The 15,471-nt window shown below is 69.0% G+C and carries 14 protein-coding genes and 1 pseudogene; 13 read left to right on the top strand and 2 right to left on the bottom strand.

All coding sequences use genetic code 11. The features are described from left to right. Positions 1-63 precede the first annotated feature (63 nt). The 12 genes from H4696_RS21280 to H4696_RS21225 all read left to right on the top strand — a co-directional run bounded on the left by H4696_RS21280 (position 64) and on the right by H4696_RS21225 (position 11,307). Positions 64-921, top strand: a complete 858-nt coding sequence (locus H4696_RS21280) for a 3-oxoacyl-ACP reductase (protein WP_086859806.1) — start codon at positions 64-66, stop codon at positions 919-921. Then, positions 918-1,676 (top strand): glucose 1-dehydrogenase, encoded by a 759-nt coding sequence (locus H4696_RS21275; protein WP_086859807.1) that lies wholly within the window; start codon positions 918-920, stop codon positions 1,674-1,676. Before H4696_RS21280 ends, H4696_RS21275 begins: the two co-directional genes overlap by 4 nt. A 79-nt stretch (positions 1,677-1,755) precedes the next feature. Next, positions 1,756-2,544: an MlaE family ABC transporter permease gene (locus H4696_RS21270; RefSeq protein WP_086859821.1), complete on the top strand. Its 789-nt coding sequence runs from the start codon at positions 1,756-1,758 to the stop codon at positions 2,542-2,544. After that, positions 2,544-3,395: an MlaE family ABC transporter permease gene (locus H4696_RS21265; protein ID WP_167384618.1), complete on the top strand. Its 852-nt coding sequence runs from the start codon at positions 2,544-2,546 to the stop codon at positions 3,393-3,395. Before H4696_RS21270 ends, H4696_RS21265 begins: the two co-directional genes overlap by 1 nt. Continuing rightward, positions 3,392-4,714 carry an MCE family protein gene (locus H4696_RS21260; RefSeq protein WP_086859811.1) on the top strand — a complete coding sequence of 441 codons (1,323 nt, stop codon included), beginning with the start codon at positions 3,392-3,394 and terminating at the stop codon, positions 4,712-4,714. Before H4696_RS21265 ends, H4696_RS21260 begins: the two co-directional genes overlap by 4 nt. Next, positions 4,711-5,748, top strand: a complete 1,038-nt coding sequence (locus H4696_RS21255; RefSeq protein WP_086859812.1) for an MCE family protein — start codon at positions 4,711-4,713, stop codon at positions 5,746-5,748. The genes H4696_RS21260 and H4696_RS21255 overlap by 4 nt, the downstream gene beginning before the upstream one ends. Continuing rightward, positions 5,745-6,776 (top strand): MlaD family protein, encoded by a 1,032-nt coding sequence (locus H4696_RS21250; protein WP_169734975.1) that lies wholly within the window; start codon positions 5,745-5,747, stop codon positions 6,774-6,776. The genes H4696_RS21255 and H4696_RS21250 overlap by 4 nt, the downstream gene beginning before the upstream one ends. Continuing rightward, positions 6,773-7,969: an MCE family protein gene (locus tag H4696_RS21245; protein WP_086859814.1), complete on the top strand. Its 1,197-nt coding sequence runs from the start codon at positions 6,773-6,775 to the stop codon at positions 7,967-7,969. Before H4696_RS21250 ends, H4696_RS21245 begins: the two co-directional genes overlap by 4 nt. Further along, positions 7,966-9,117, top strand: coding sequence for an MCE family protein (locus tag H4696_RS21240; protein ID WP_086859815.1), 1,152 nt, complete (start codon positions 7,966-7,968; stop codon positions 9,115-9,117). The genes H4696_RS21245 and H4696_RS21240 overlap by 4 nt, the downstream gene beginning before the upstream one ends. Further along, positions 9,114-10,346 carry an MCE family protein gene (locus H4696_RS21235; protein WP_086859816.1) on the top strand — a complete coding sequence of 411 codons (1,233 nt, stop codon included), beginning with the start codon at positions 9,114-9,116 and terminating at the stop codon, positions 10,344-10,346. The genes H4696_RS21240 and H4696_RS21235 overlap by 4 nt, the downstream gene beginning before the upstream one ends. Beyond that, the gene (locus H4696_RS21230) at positions 10,343-10,831 is read left to right on the top strand and encodes a hypothetical protein (protein WP_086859817.1); all 489 of its coding nucleotides are present in this window, start codon (positions 10,343-10,345) and stop codon (positions 10,829-10,831) included. Before H4696_RS21235 ends, H4696_RS21230 begins: the two co-directional genes overlap by 4 nt. After that, positions 10,828-11,307 (top strand): hypothetical protein, encoded by a 480-nt coding sequence (locus tag H4696_RS21225; RefSeq protein WP_086859819.1) that lies wholly within the window; start codon positions 10,828-10,830, stop codon positions 11,305-11,307. The genes H4696_RS21230 and H4696_RS21225 overlap by 4 nt, the downstream gene beginning before the upstream one ends. Before the next feature lie 20 nt (positions 11,308-11,327). On the opposite strand, the pseudogene tnpC reads toward H4696_RS21225, so the two are convergent. Next, positions 11,328-12,752, bottom strand: a pseudogene (gene tnpC, locus H4696_RS50250) (IS66 family transposase). A 115-nt stretch (positions 12,753-12,867) separates the two neighbouring features. Here tnpC and H4696_RS21210 point away from each other — a divergent pair. Continuing rightward, the gene (locus tag H4696_RS21210; protein WP_420831568.1) at positions 12,868-14,076 is read left to right on the top strand and encodes an HNH endonuclease signature motif containing protein; all 1,209 of its coding nucleotides are present in this window, start codon (positions 12,868-12,870) and stop codon (positions 14,074-14,076) included. A gap of 864 nt (positions 14,077-14,940) precedes the next feature. Here the strand turns inward: H4696_RS21210 and H4696_RS21205 are convergent. Next, the gene (locus tag H4696_RS21205; protein WP_086865056.1) at positions 14,941-15,420 is read right to left on the bottom strand and encodes a hypothetical protein; all 480 of its coding nucleotides are present in this window, start codon (positions 15,418-15,420) and stop codon (positions 14,941-14,943) included. Positions 15,421-15,471 lie beyond the last annotated feature (51 nt).

Raw genomic sequence — 15,471 nt, 5'->3', positions numbered from 1 at the left:
CCCAAACCGAGAACAGATTCTAGTCTAGGCCCGACATCTGGGACTCGACGAGGAGGCCTCGCGGTGAGCCTTACCGGCAGGACAGCGATCGTCACGGGCGCCGCCGCGGGGCTGGGCCGGGCCGAGGCGCTCGCGCTGGCCGCCCGCGGCGCCACCGTCGTCGTCAACGACATCGGCGAACCGAAAGACGTCGTCGAAGAGATCGAAGCGGCGGGCGGCAAGGCCGTCGCGGTCGCCGGCGACGTGGGGGAGCGGGCCACGGCCGACGCGCTCACGCAGGCCGCGCTCGACCTCGGCGGGCTGGACATCGTGGTCAACAACGCCGGCGTGCTGCGCGACAAGATGCTCTTCTCGATGTCCGACGACGACTGGGACACCGTGCTGCGCGTCCACCTGCGCGGGCACTTCCTGTTGTCCCGCAACGCCGCGAAGCACTGGCGCGACCGGTCCAAAGCGGACGGCAAGCCGGTGTACGGCCGGCTGGTCAACACGGCGTCGGAGGCGTTCCTGATCGGCTCACCCGGTCAGCCCAACTACGCCGCGGCGAAAGCGGGCATCACCGCGCTCACCATGTCGGCGGCCCGCGGCCTCGCCAAGTACGGCGTCCGCGCCAACGCGATCTGCCCGCGCGCGCGGACGGCGATGACCGAGGGCGTGTTCGGCGCCGCCCCTGCCGAAGGCGCCGATCCGCTCTCGGTCGAGCACGTCGCCCCCTTCGTCGCCTACCTCGCCTCGCCGGCCGCCGAGCACGTCAACGGCCAGGTGTTCGTGGTCCACGGCGGCACGGTTTCCCTGGTCGAAGCCCCGCGCATCGAGCGGCGCTGGAGCCTGGACGAGCTCGAGACGTCGGTCAGCGCGTTCTTCGCCGAGCGCGATCCCGGCCGGATGTTCGCCGCCACCGAAATCCTGGAGGAGTCTTGAGGCTGGACGGGAAGATCGCCATCGTCACCGGGGCCGCGCGCGGCCAGGGCGAGGCCGCGGCCCGCGCGTTCGTCGCCGAGGGCGCGAAGGTGCTGGTCGCCGACATCCTGGACGACGAGGGCAAGCAGCTCGCCGCCGAACTCGGCGAGAGCGCCGTCTACCAGCACCTCGACGTCGGCAGCGAGGACGACTGGGCCGCCGCCGTCGAGCGCGTGCGCACCGAGTTCGGCGCGCCGAACGTGCTGGTCAACAACGCGGGCATCCTGCACTTCTCCGAGCTGGGCAAGACGACGCTGGCCGATTACGAACGCGTGATCCGGGTGAACCAGATCGGGGCGTTTCTCGGGATGCGCTCGGTCGTTGAACCGATGACCGCCGCCGGCGGTGGCTCCATCGTCAACGTGTCCTCTGTGGAGGGTCTGGCCGGGATGCCGTACCTCGTCGCCTACACCGCGAGCAAGTTCGCCATCCGCGGGATGACCAAGGTCGCGGCGATGGAACTCGGCAAGAAGCACATCCGGGTCAACTCCGTGCACCCCGGCGCGATCGATACCCAGATGGTTTCGACCGCGGCCGGCGGCCAGAAAGTCGACATGTCCTACGTCGGCAAGAAGGTCGCCCTCGGCCGGGTCGGGCAGCCGGAAGACATCGCGAAGCTGGTGCTGTTCCTGGCCAGTGACGAAAGCGCCTACTGCACCGGGGCGGAGTTCGTCGCGGACGGCGGAGCCACGGCCTCGCACGCCCTGAACTTCTGATCAGTTAACACCGCTAACGAAAATCGGGCACCGGGTGTGGAGAAGACTCGGGGGTGAGCGACTACTACTGGGAGGTGTGGTGAGCGAAAGTACCGGCACGCTCCCGGGAACCGCGGCCCTGACCCAGGTCGGGCGGCTCGCGACCCTCTCGTGGGAGGTCCTGCGCGCGATCTTCAAACGCCCCTTCCAGTTCCGCGAGTGGATCCAGCAGTGCTGGTTCTTCGCCAGCGTCACGATCCTGCCCACCGCGCTGGTGGCCATCCCGTTCGGCGCGGTCATCGCACTCCAGCTCGGCTCGCTGACCGCGCAGATCGGCGCCCAGTCGTTCACCGGCGCGGCCAGCGCGCTGGCCATCGTGCAGCAGGCGAGCCCGCTGATCACGGCGTTGCTCGTCGCGGGCGCCGGCGGCAGCGCGGTGTGCGCGGACATCGGCGCGCGCAAGATCCGCGAAGAGATCGACGCCATGGAAGTGCTGGGCGTCAACCCGATCCAGCGCCTCATCGTGCCGCGGGTGCTCGCCGCGATGGTCGTTTCGGTGCTCCTCAACGGCTTGGTCAGCGTCGTCGGCGTACTCGGCGGCTACTTCTTCAACGTCGTCCTGCAGGGCGGCACGCCCGGCGCGTACCTGGCCAGCTTCAACGCCCTCGCCCAGGTGCCGGACCTGTGGGTCAGCGAGATCAAGGCGCTGCTGTACGGCTTCGTCGCCGGGGTCGTCGCGGCGTTCCGCGGGCTGAACCCGGCGGGCGGGCCGAAGGGCGTCGGCGACGCGGTCAACCAGGCCGTCGTCATCACGTTCCTGCTGCTGTTCCTCATCAACGTCGTGCTCACCGCGATCTACCTGCGGATCGTCCCGCCGAAGGCCATGTGATGACGGCGGAGCCCCTCGACACCACCGACCGGACGCTCGAGTACATCGCGCGCCCCGGCCAGAGCCTGGAAGGGCTCGGCAAGCAGCTCGCGTTCGCCGCGAAAGCGCTCGCCTGGTCGCCGCGCACGATCCGCCGCTACAGCCGGGAAACGCTGCGGCTGCTCACCGAAGTCTGCTTCGGCACCGGCGGTCTCGCCGTCATCGGCGGCACGCTCGGCGTGATGATCGGGATGACGCTCTTCACCGGTCTCATCGTGGGCCTGCAGGGCTATTCCGCGCTGAACCAGCTCGGCACGGCCGCGCTCACCGGGTTCATCTCCGCCTACTTCAACACCCGCGAGGTCGCGCCGCTGTCGGCCGGGCTCGCATTGAGCGCGACCGTCGGCTGCGGCTTCACCGCCCAGCTCGGCGCGATGCGCATCTCCGAGGAGATCGACGCGCTCGAAGTCATGGGCGTGCCGAGCATGCCGTACCTGGTGACCACGCGGGTGCTCGCCGGCGTCGCCGCGGTGATCCCGCTGTACGCGGTCGGCCTGCTCTCCAGCTACCTCGCGTCCCGCCAGATCACCATCTGGCTCTACGGCCAGTCCGCGGGCACCTACGACCACTACTTCACGCTGTTCCTGCCACCCGGCGACGTCCTCTGGTCGTTCGGGAAGGTGATCGTCTTCAGCGTGCTCGTGATCCTGTCCCATTGTTATTACGGCTTCAACGCGAGCGGCGGCCCGGCGGGCGTCGGCGTCGCGGTGGGCCGCGCGGTGCGGACGTCGATCGTGCTGATCTCGGTGCTGGACTTCTTCTTGTCGCTGGCGATCTGGGGCGCGAACACGACGGTGAGGATCTCCGGATGAGGCGCGAGCTCTGGCAGCGGCTCCGGTACCAGGTGCTGGGGCTCGCCTTCCTGCTCGTGGCCGCGTTGTTCATCGCGTTCACGCTCGCCGTCTACAACAAGGCGTTCACGCCGGTGACGCTCGTGAAGCTGGAGACCGACCGGGTCGGCAGCCAGCTGCGCACGGGCGGCGACGTCAAGGTCCGCGGCATGCTCGTCGGCGAAGTCCGCTCGGTGCAGGCCAAGGGCGACCACGCCGAGCTGGAGCTGGCCCTCGACCCGGGCAAGACGCACGTCATCCCGAAGAACGTCTCCGCGCGGCTGCTGCCCAAGACCCTGTTCGGCGAGCGGTACGTCGCCCTGCAGCTGCCCGAGACCTCCGAAGGCCCGATCAAAGCCGGCGACGTCATCCCGCAGGACCGCAGCAGCGCCGCGATCGAGCTGCAGAAGGTCCTCGACGACGTGATGCCGCTGCTGCAGGCCGTCCAGCCGGAGAAGCTGTCGAGCACGCTGACGGCGGTGTCGACCGCGCTCGAGGGCCGCGGCAAGCAGCTCGGCCAGACCCTCGTGCAGCTGAGCGACTACCTCGGCAAGCTGAACCCGTCGCTGCCGGACGTGAAGGCTGACATCACCGGGCTGGCGAACGTCGCGGACACCTACGACAAGGCGGCGCCCGACCTGCTCGAAGCGCTGTCCGACCTGACGACGACGAGCCGCACGATCGTCGACCAGCGCGCGCAGCTGAGCGACCTCTACGCCACCGTCACCGCGGCTTCGGTGGACCTGACGAACTTCCTGCAGGTCAACAAGGACAACCTGATCCGGCTCACCACGGCGATCCAGCCGACGCTCGACGTCCTGGCGAAGTACGCGCCCGAGTACCCGTGCCTGATGCGGCAGCTCGCGGAGTCGGTCCCGCGCGCGGAGCTGGCGTTCGGCAAGGGCACCGCGCACCCCGAGGTCAGCCGGGTCACCATCGAGTTCGCCGCCAGCCGCGGCAAGTACCTCCCCGGCGTCGACGAGCCGAAGTACGAGGACAAGCGCGGGCCGCGCTGCTACCCGAGCGTCCCGCACCCCGGGGTGTGGCCGCAGTACCCGCCGGACGGCGCGATCAAGGACGGCTCCACCAAGCCCCCGCCGCCGAAGTACCCGCCCGAGGAGCTGCCCGCCGGCGGTGGCGCGATCGGCGGGAACGGCACGATCGTCGGCTCGGCCTACGAGAACGACCTGATCGACCTGCTCGCCTCGCCCGCGCTCGGCACCGCGCCGGGTGACGTGCCCGGCTGGGCAGGCCTGCTCGTCGGGCCGCTGTACCGCGGGGCGGAGGTGGAGCTGAAGTGAGGAGCTTCGTCCCCTCCCTGATCAAGCTCGTGGTCTTCGCCGTCGTCACCGTGCTGTTCACCGGGATCCTCGCGGCCACCATCGCGAACACGAACTTCGGCGAGACGTCCGGCTACCTGGCGAAGTTCACCGACGCGTCCGGGCTCAAGGAAGGCGACGACGTCCGCATCGCCGGGGTCAAGGTCGGGCAGGTCGACGCGATCGAGGTGGTCGAGGGCGAGCGCAACCTGGCGCAGGTGCGGTTCGACGTCGAGCACGCCTACCGGCTGCCGGAGACGGTGACCGCGACGATCAAGTACCGCAACCTGGTCGGCCAGCGCTACCTCGCGCTCGGCACCGACGTCCCGGGGCAGAAGGCGCTGGAAGACGGCGGCACGATCCCGCCCGAGCGCACCAAGCCCGCGCTCAACCTCACCGTGCTGTTCAACGGGTTCAAGCCGCTGTTCAAGGCGTTGAGCCCCAAGGACGTCAACCAGCTCTCGGCCGAGATCATCAGCGTCTTCCAGGGCGAGGGCGGCACGATCACCAGCCTGCTGCAGCACACGGCGTCCCTGACGACGGCGATCGCGAGCAAGGACCAGGTGATCGGCCAGGTCATCGCGAACCTCAACACCGTCCTCGGCACGGTCAACGCCCACGGCCCGCAGCTCGGCGACCTCATCGAGCAGACGCAGAAGCTGGTCAGCGGCCTGGCCGAGCAGCGCAAGCCGATCGGCGACGCGGTGAGCGCGCTCGGCGACCTCGCGGTGTCCACGACCGGCCTGCTGGCGGACGCGCGCCCGGCGCTCAAGGACGACGTCGCCCAGCTCGGCGTGCTGTCGCAGAACCTCGGCGACTCCGGCCAGCTGCTCAACCACCTCCTCGAGGTGCTGCCGGGCAACCTGCAGAAGTTCACCCGGACGCTGAGCTACGGCAGCTGGTTCAACTACTACCTGTGCGGGATCACCGGCACCATCGGCATTTCCTCGCTCGACATCACCCTGCCGATCGTCCCGATCCCCGGCACGCAGCGCGCGGAGAGGTGTGGTCCGTGAAGCCGCTGAAGGAACGCAACCAGGCGGGAGTCGGCGCGGTCGCGCTCGTGCTGATCGTGCTCGTCACGGCCACCACGTACTTCTCCGACCAGCTCCCGTTCTTCGGCAACGGCACGACGTACTCGGCGTACTTCGGCGAGTCCGCCGGTCTCGCGCCGGACAACGAGGTCGAGGTCGCCGGGGTGAAGGTCGGCACGGTGTCCTCGGTGAAGCTGGCCGGTAAGCAGGTGCTGGTCCGGTTCCGGGTGAAGGACGTCCGGGTCGGCGACGCCACCACGGCGTCCATCGAGATCAAGACGCTGCTGGGGGAGAAGTACCTCGCGCTCGACCCGAAGGGCGGCGGCGCCCAGGAACCGGACGCGACGATCCCGCAGGCCCGCACGCGCACGCCGTTCCAGCTGCAGGACGCCTTCGAGCAGCTGTCGACGACGGTCGGCGACATCGACACGAAGCAGCTCGCGGACAGCTTCAACGCGTTGTCCGACAGCCTCAAGGACAGCCCGCAGTACCTGAAGGACACGCTGAACGGGCTGTCGTCCCTCGCGAAGACGGTTTCCTCCCGAGACGCGGACCTGCACACGCTGCTGGCCAACACGAGCCAGGTGTCGAAGACGCTGTCCGACCGCAACGCCCAGCTGCAGCGCGTGATCAGCGACGGCAACCTGCTCCTGGGCGAGCTGCAGAACCGCAAGAAGGCGATCAACGCGCTGCTCACCGGCACCCAGCAGCTCTCGCAGCAGCTGACCGGGCTCGTCCAGGACAACCGCGCGCAGCTGAAACCGACGCTGGACAAGCTCGGGAAGGTGACCGACATCCTGCAGCGCAACCAGGGCAACCTCGACAAGAGCCTGCAGCTGATGGCGCCGTTCGCCCGCGTCGGCGCCAACGCCACCGGCAACGGCCGCTGGTTCGAGGGCTACCTGTGCGGGCTGCTGCCGCCGACGATCAACGCCGGCGTCGTGACCATCAACCCCGAAGGCTGCACCCCGCCGATCGCGGCGCCGAACCAGGGGGTGGGCGGCCGATGACCATCCGCACCTACCGCGGGCGCAGCCTGGTGACGTGGCTGGCGTTCGCGTGCATCGTCGCGCTGGTCGTCACCGCCGGGCTGTGGCTGGTGTTCCGCGCGGCCACTGGCACGACGCTGTCGGCGTACTTCGGCAAGACCGTCGGGCTGTACGCCGGTTCGTCGGTGCGGGTGCTCGGCGTGCCGGTCGGGCAGGTCACCGGCGTCACGCCGCAGGGCGACGCGGTGCGCGTGGACATGCGCGTCGACGACGACGTGTCCCTGCCCGCCGACGTCGGCGCGGTCGTCGTCGCGCCGAGCCTGGTCAGCGACCGGTACGTCCAGCTGACCCCGGCCTACGACAGCGGCCCGACGCTGGCGACCGGGACGGTCCTCCCGCGCGACCGCACGGCGACTCCGGTGGAACTGGACGACCTGTACTCGAGCCTGGACAAGCTGTCGACGGCGCTCGGTCCGAACGGCGCCAACAAGGACGGCGCGCTGTCCGGCGTCCTGGACACCGCGGCGAACACGTTGAAGGGCAACGGCGCTTCGCTGAATTCGACGGTCGGGCAGCTCGCCGAACTCGCCAAGACCCTGGACGGTTCGAAGGACGACCTGTTCTCGACCGTGCAGAACCTCAACTCCTTCACCGGCGCCCTGGCCCAGAGCGACCAGCAGCTCAACGAGTTCTACGGCCGCGTCGCCGACGTCAGCCAGTTCCTCGCGGCGGACTCCTCCGAAGTCGGCGCGGCTCTGCAGTCCCTCGGCGGGGCGCTCGGCGACGTCCAGACGTTCGTCAACGACAACAAGGCGGCCCTGGAGTCCAATGTGGACAAGCTGGCGTCGCTGTCGAAGGTCCTGGTCGACCAGCGGGCCGCGCTCGCCGAGGTGCTCGACATCGCCCCGACCGGCGCGACCAACTTCATCAACTCCTACGACGCCGCTTCGGGCACGATCGCCGTGCGCGACAACCTGAACGAGCTGACCAACCCGCCGATCCTCACCGTCTGCCGGCTGATCAGCTCGTTCACGCCGAAGCAGCTTCCGGACGCGCTGGGGAACATCTGCAAGCAGCTCGCGCCGGTGCTGGACGGGGCGTTGAAGCTGCCGACCATCCCGCAGGTGCTCAACTCCCTGCAGAACGGGACACTCCCGCCGTTGCCGCTCCCGCTCGTCGACGTGATGGAGCAGCTTTCGGGTGGTGCCAAGTGAAGCGGTTCGCAGGTGTGCTCGCCGGGCTGCTCGTGCTGGCCGGCTGCAGCGACGGCGGGTTCAACGGCCTCTACGGCACGCCGCTGCCCGGCGGTGCCGACGTCGGCGACCACCCGTACCACGTGACCGCGCTGTTCACCGACGTCCTGGACCTGGTGCCGCAGTCGAGCGTCAAGGTCAACGACGTCGCCGTCGGGCGGGTCGACAAGATTTCCCTGACGCCGGACACGCGCTCGGCGCTGGTGGCGATGACCGTCAACGGCGACATCGCGCTGCCCGCCAACGCGCGCGCCGAGCTGAAGCAGTCGTCACTGCTGGGCGAGAAGTTCGTCGAGCTGAGCGTGCCCACGGCCGAGCCGGCCGCCGGTCATCTGGGTGATGGCGCGCAGATCCCGCTCGGGCGCACCAACCGCAACCCCGAGGTCGAGGAGGTGCTCGGCGCGCTTTCCCTGCTGCTCAACGGCGGCGGCGTCGAGCAGATCCAGAAGATCAGCCACGAGCTCAACGACGCGCTGTCGGGCAACGAACCGGAGATCCGCGCGCTGCTGTCCCGAGTGGACGAACTCGCCACGCAGCTGGACGGCCACCGCACCGAAATCCTCCGCGCGATCGACGGGCTCGGGAAGCTGTCTCACACTTTGACCGGGCAAACGCAGAACTTGTCGAACGCCCTGGACAACCTGGCGCCGGGCCTGAAGATCGTCACCGACCAGCGCGACCAGCTCGTGGGCATGCTGAACGCGCTGAACACGCTGTCCGGCGTCGCGGTCGACACCGTGACGAAGAGCCGCGACCAGCTCGTCGCGAACCTCAAGGCGCTGCAGCCGACGCTGACCAAGCTCGGCGAGGCCGGCCAGAACCTGCCGAACGCGTTGCAAATCCTGCTGACCTACCCGTTCCCGGACTACGCGGGCAACGTCATCAAGGGCGACTACGCGAACGTCGAGGCGAACGTGAACCTCGACCTCGACACGCTGATCCAGAACTTCACCAACTCGTCGCAGCCGCCGATCGCGCTGCCCCAGACCATCGGCGGGCAGGCGCCGGTCGCGCCGCCGCTGCCGCTGCCCAACGCGGGTTCCGTGCCGCAGGCCGCCGGCCCGAACCTGCTGGGCGGCCTGCTCGGCCTGATCGGGGGTGGCCGGTGACCACGCGCAAGATCCGCATCCAGCTGTTCGCGTTCGTCGTCATCGCGGTGGTTTCGGTCGTCTACGCGGGCGGCCGCTACGCCGGGCTGGACCGGCTGTTCGGCAACCGCGGCTACGTCGTCACGGCGCAGCTCACCGACTCCGGCGGCATCTTCGTCAACTCCGAGGTCGCCTACCGCGGGGTGACGGTCGGGCGCGTGACCGGCATGACGCTCACCGAGCACGGCGTCGACGTCGCCCTCGACATCGACGCCGGCGCCCCGGACATCCCGGCCGACGCGCACGCCCAGGTGGCCAACCGGTCGGCGGTGGGGGAGCAGTTCGTCGACCTGCTTCCCTTGCACGACGGCGGCCCGTTCCTCAAGGACGGTTCGGTGATCACGGCGGACAAGACGTCGCTGCCGCCGTCGCCGGACACCGTGCTGTCGCATTTGGACGATCTTGTCGCGAGCGTGCACCCGGACTCGCTGCGGACGGTCGTCGACGAGACGTACAACGCGTTCGCGGGCACCGGACCGGAACTCCAGCAGCTGCTGGACAGCACCGGCTCGCTGACCGCCGTCGCCACCCAGTACATCCCGCAGACGCAGGGGCTGTTCGCGAACTCGCGGGTCGTGCTGGACACGCAGCAGCGGCAGGCGGCGAACATCACCGACTTCGCTTCCGGTCTCCGCACGATTTCGGGCCAGCTCAAGAAGTCCGACCCGGACCTGCGGCGGGTGATCGCGGAGGCGCCGCAGCTGAGCAGGCAGATCAGCGACGTGCTCGCCGCGTCCGGCACCGACCTGGGCGTGCTGTTCGCGAACCTGCTGACCACCGCGCAAATCACGTCGTCCCGTCGCGATTCCATCGAGGAACTGCTGGTGGCGTACCCGATCATCGGGGCGTTCTCGCCGTCGACGTCCCCGGACGGCACCGGTCACCTGGGCGTGGTGTTCAACTTCTTCGACCCCGCTTCGTGCACGAAGGGCTACGAGGGGACGAAGCAGCGTCCGGCGAACGATCTCACCGAGGCCCCGGTGAACATGAACGCCTACTGCGCCGAGCCGCCGGGCAGCCCGACCGGGGTGCGCGGCTCCCAAAACGCCCCTTACGCCGGCAAACCGCCCGCGATTCCCGCAGCGCCTTCACAGACCGCTGCCTCGGCGCCTCAGCCGCTCCCGGGGATGCTGAGCCTGCTGACGGGCCCGTCGTCGGGCGGCCTCGGCCGGCTGCTGGGCGCGCCGTGAAACTCCGTCTCCTCGTGGTGCTCGCGGTACTTTCCGTACTGGCAGCGGCCTTCACCGGCTGGACGTGGTGGCGAGCCGCGTCCGACGACGCCTCGGCCCGCGGCCGCGAGCGCGACGCCGTACTGGCGGCGGCCGGCCCCCAGCTGGTCACCCTGAACACGATCGACTACCACTCGGCGGCCGCGGACGTCGACCGCTGGATCTCGGCGTCGACCGGCCAGTACGGAAAGGACCTGTCCGGCGACCGCCAGGTCCAGATCGACCGCGCCACCACAGCCCGCACGGTGTCCACGGCATCCCTGGTCCAAGCGGCGGTGACGGAAATCGACGTCACCGCGGGTTCGGCCCGCTTGCTGGCGGTCCTGGACGTTCGGATTTCTTCCGGCGGCTCTCCGCCCACCCCCAAGCTGAACCGGCTGACGGTGGACGTCTCACGGTCGGCGTCGGGTTGGAAGGTCTCCGGTGTCCAGGCGGCGGGCTCGTGATCCGGGCGCTTGTCCTGGTCGTGGCGCTGGCCCTGGGCTGTGCGGTGTGGTTCGGCGTCGAGACGGCTTCGCTGTCTCCTGGCGACAACCGGGCTTTGGTGGATTCCGCCGGCACTGCCGCGGTTTCGGCTGAGGTGAGTGATGCGGTGAAGTCGGTTTTTTCTTACGACTACTCGAATCTGGCCCGGACCGAGCGGGCGGCTTCGGAGGTTCTGACGGGGGAGGCGGTGGGGCAGTATCAGGCCCAGTTCGCGTCGGCTCGTACTCGGGCTGCGGCGGAGAAGCTGGTTCGGACGACGACTGTGCGGGCCGTTGGGGTGCGTTCTCTTGTCGGTGATGATGCTTCTTTGTTGTTGTTCCTGGATCAGCAGACGGTGGGTTCGGGCGGGGTGCTTTCTTCTTCGGTGGCTCAGTTGGGGGTTACGGCTCGGCGGGTTGATGGGCATTGGAAGATTTCTTCTTTGATGGCTCTGTAGATCACCTGATCGGCAACTGTTCAGGTCGTTTCGATTGTTGTTGGTAGCCAGGGGTTTCCGGTGATGGCGTCGCGTAGTGCGGTGATGACGTGGCCGTTCTTGCGGGCGGTGGAGATGTAGCTGCGGACGCGTAGCCAGGCGTGGGCGCCGTGTGGGGTGCGCCAGCCGCCGGAGATCTTCAGTTGTGCCTTGATCATGCGCAGGTCGCGTTCGGCTTGGTTGTTGGTGAAGGGGACGGTGAGGTCGCGGGCGAAGAGCAGCACTTGGTGCTGGTAGTCGCGCAGGCGCACCAGCAGGTTCCGGGTCTTGCTTTGCTTACGATCCCGGCTCGGTGGGTGCAGCAGCAGGCCAACGTTGATCGTGCGGACGAACCTCGAGAGCAACGGATCGACGATGTGGGCGGGGATCGTGGCCTGGCCGGCATCTCGTGCGGTGTGGGCGGCGGTGTTGAGCTGTTCGAGGGTCTTGATCGCGATCCGGGGCCAGGAGTGCTCGGGGTGGGCTTCCCCGGCCGCGACGAGTTCGCGGAGATGGTGGGCGTTGCAGCGGGCGTGTTTGCGCCCGAAGTCTTAGTAGGACATGAGGCCGTCGTGGACGGCGACACCACGGAACCGGGTGAGGATCCCGAACTCGTCCATCGCCTCACCTCCACGCTGGGGATGGGGCAGGTAGGCGGTGAGCTGGGGTGTGCAGGCGAGGTGCAGCCACCAGTTCTTGCCTTCGGCTCGGATGCCGGTCTCGTCGAAGTGTGCCACCGACGCTGCTCGCACCGCGTCCTCGACCTGCTGGGCGAATCCGTTGAGCTGGGTGGCGACCGGGGTGAGGACGCCGGCGACCCAGCCGGTCGACACCGGCAGCCCGAGCAGGTCTTCCAGCAGTTGTGCTGTTCTGGCGACAGGGATGTGCTGGTAGGTCAGCAGATAGACCGCCAGCGCGGTCACGTTCGGTCCGTAGCAGGCGGGCGCGGTCGCCTCGGCCGGGCCGGGTGCAGTCGTGACGCGGTGGCAACCTCCGCACCGCAGCCGGTGCAGGTGGTGCTCGGTCACCGACGGGCGCACCTCGGGCAGGTCCACCACCTGCCGGCGCGTCACCCCGACCTCGTCGCGCCGGCGCAGCCCGGTGCCGCATCCCGAACACGACGACGGCACATGATCCACGATCTGGTCGGGGTCGGTGACCAGCGACAGGCTCGACCCCGGCGCGCCCGGCTGCTTGCCCTGCTTGCGGTTGGTTTTGTCCCGCAACGACTTCGGGGCGGGTTTGCTGAACCGGTCCGATGACGGCGGCATCGACGAGTTCCCCGAATTCATTCCGAGGCGGCGTTTCAGCTGGGCGACCTCGTCCCGCAACGCGGTGATCTCCTCCCGCGCACGAGCGAGCTCTACCGCCTGCGTTGCGACCAGCGCGGCCAGCTCGTCATACGACGGACGAACACCTTTCCCCACAACAAGATCATTCCACAAGCCAGATCGCAGCCCGAAACGACCTGAACAGTTACCCTGATCGTGTGGTGAACATCTGTTCGCATGTCGGTAATCTTGGTGTGTGGACAGAGAAACGGTGTGGCAAGCAGACGCGGAGGCCCTGGCCGACCACCTCCGCAGCCTGCTCACCGTCATGCGGTCCGCCGAAGCCGAGATCGGTGCGCTGCTCGTGGAAATCGAATCCCGTGGCGTGCTGGAACTGTTCGGATACCGCTCTGCCGCCCGACTCTTGGAGCATCTCGCCGACCTCCCGCGCGCCGCCGCCGACAAGATGATCAAACGCGCCCAGGCCCTGCACCCCAGCCACTCTCTCGACGCAACCCCCGCCGTTGCTCCCGCCACAGGTATCGCCGCGCTCTCCGGACGGCTGAGCACTCCGATGATCGACACCATCATCGAGGCTGTCTCCCGGATCCCCGCCTCCCACCGCGACACCGCCGAAGCGGACCTGCTGGCCTTCGCCGCCGACGCGGGCCACAAACAAGTCGCCGCCCTCGGCGCCCGCATCCTGGCCCACCTCGACCCCGACGGCACCGTCCCTCCCGACACCGAGCCCGCCACCCCCACTCGGGAACTGTCGCTGCGCCGCAAACGCACCGGAACCTGGGAACTATCCGGCCGCTTCGACGATGAGACCGGCACCCGAGCCAGCGCCCTGCTCGACGCGTTGGCCGAACGCCGCGGTGCCGACGACGGCCCCGACTTCCGGTCCCCGCAGGAACGCTACGGCGACGCTTTCTCCGACGCCCTCGACCTGGCCCTCAACTCCCCAGAATTGCCCACCCAAGCCGGAGAACGCACCCACGTCATGGTCGCGGTCTCCCTCACCGACCTGCGCTCCGGACTCGGCCACGCGACCCTCGGCGACACCGGCCTGATTTCCGCCGCCGACGCCCGCATCCACGCGTGCGACTGCACCCTCATCCCCGCCGTCCTCGGCACCGCCAGCGAACCCTTGAACCTCGGCCGCGCCCGCCGCCTCATCTCACCCGGGCTCCGCCGCGCCCTGTTCCTCCGCGACCGCGGCTGCGCCTTCCCCGGCTGCCACCGACCACCCCGCCACTGCCAGGGCCACCACATCCACCACTGGTCCGAAGGCGGCCTCACCGACCTCGCGAACCTGGTCCTGCTCTGCGGCCACCACCACCGGCTCCTCCACCGGTCGGGCTGGCAGGTTCGCATCGCCACCGACGGCCACCCCGAGTTCCTGCCGCCACGGTTCTTGGACAAACGCCGAAAACCCAGGCGCAACAACCTGCATCAGCCCTTGCCATTCGCAGCCTGAGACAACCGAACATGGGAAAGGCCCGCAGCCCACCGGCTACGGGCCTACACCCATGCTCCAACCGGAGCCCCACGCTCAAGATCGGCAGCCGACCTTTTGTCTCAACCGCCTCAAACCCCGAAGTTCCCGCACCAATCGCCTTCCCCGGCCCGCTCCGGTCACCGACGGTTCTGCACCTCCACACGCACGGTCGGCCAGCCGCGCCGGTGCCCCAAGGCCGATCGTGCATCGAGGCTGGCTCGGTCGTCGACGGTTCTGTGCCTCCACACTCACGGTCGGCCAGTCGCGCCCGTGCCCCAGCGCTGATCGCGCATCGAGGCTGGCTCGGGTCATCGGCGGTTCTGTGCGTCCGTGGTCACGGTCGGCCAGTCGCGTAGGTGCCCCAACGCGGATCGTGCATCGAGGCTGGCTCGGTCGTCGACGGTTCTGTGCCTCCACACTCACGGTCGGCCAGTCGCGTAGGTGCCCCAACGCCGATCGCGCATCCAGGCTGGCTCCGGCCGTCGGCGGTTCTGCGTCTCCGCTCACGGTCGGCTGGCTGCGCACTTGCCGAGCCGGTACCCCAACGCCGATCGCCTCTCGCGGCTTCTGTGCCTCGACACTTACGGCCCGCCGCGCATTGGCCGAGCCGGTGCCCACCACCGACGTCCCAGCGCCAATCGCCCTCTCCGGCCATCGGCGCTTCTGTGCCCCCACGCCCACGACCGCCCACCCACGCACTCGCCGAGCCCGTGTCCCGACCCCGCGGCTCGGGCGTGAACACCGACCGTCCTCCCAGGACTCCCGCCCGATCGACTCGCCGCGCACTCGCCCCGACCGCCTCGGAGCCCCGGCCTCAGCAGCTCACCTCAGCACCGCAAACGGTCACCCGTCCCAGACCGAAGCCCCCTGCCTCAACACCTCGACCCCCGCCGGAGCCGCCACCGGCCACAACTCCACCACATACCGGTAATGCTCCCCGAACTCATGCTCGTTCCACGTCACCGAAGGCGGCCCAGCCGGCACATACGAAACCCTCGCCCGGTACAACCCCGGCAGCACCGAAAAGAACTTCTCCTGCGACGGATAGTCCGCAGGCCCGGAAATCACCAGCCGACCACTCTGAACCGGAAGATCCGCTTCCACCACGTGCTCCGCCTCCGAAAACAGCGGAGGCGCCGACGGCAGCAACGTCACCGAAGACTCGACCACGTCCGAGCGGGCCGTCGCGATGGCCAGACCGCCGGGCTCCGCTCCGATCCGGTGGGATTCCACCGCGGCGGCGGTCCAGCCGCTGCCGGTCAGGTGGGAAGCCGAGTCGCGCAACGAGAACTGGCGCTGGTCGGCGTGGACTACCAAATGCACACCTACCACCCTAGCCAGGACCCGCCCCGAAATGGTATCGACGCCGGGGTT

Origin of the sequence: Amycolatopsis lexingtonensis (assembly GCF_014873755.1) — a bacterium.
In the GTDB taxonomy this organism is placed as follows: Bacteria; Actinomycetota; Actinomycetes; order Mycobacteriales; family Pseudonocardiaceae; genus Amycolatopsis; species Amycolatopsis lexingtonensis.
The sequence above is the reverse complement of the archived record's forward strand: the minus strand, read 5'-3'. Positions and strand labels throughout refer to the sequence as shown.

Excerpts from the sequence above, each read along its gene's own strand:
- H4696_RS21245 (WP_086859814.1), top strand. The coding sequence starts at position 6,773 with ATGACCATCCGCACCTACCGCGGGCGCAGCCTGGTGACGTGGCTGGCG.
- H4696_RS21265 (WP_167384618.1), top strand. The coding sequence starts at position 2,544 with ATGACGGCGGAGCCCCTCGACACCACCGACCGGACGCTCGAGTACATC.
- H4696_RS21260 (WP_086859811.1), top strand. The coding sequence starts at position 3,392 with ATGAGGCGCGAGCTCTGGCAGCGGCTCCGGTACCAGGTGCTGGGGCTC.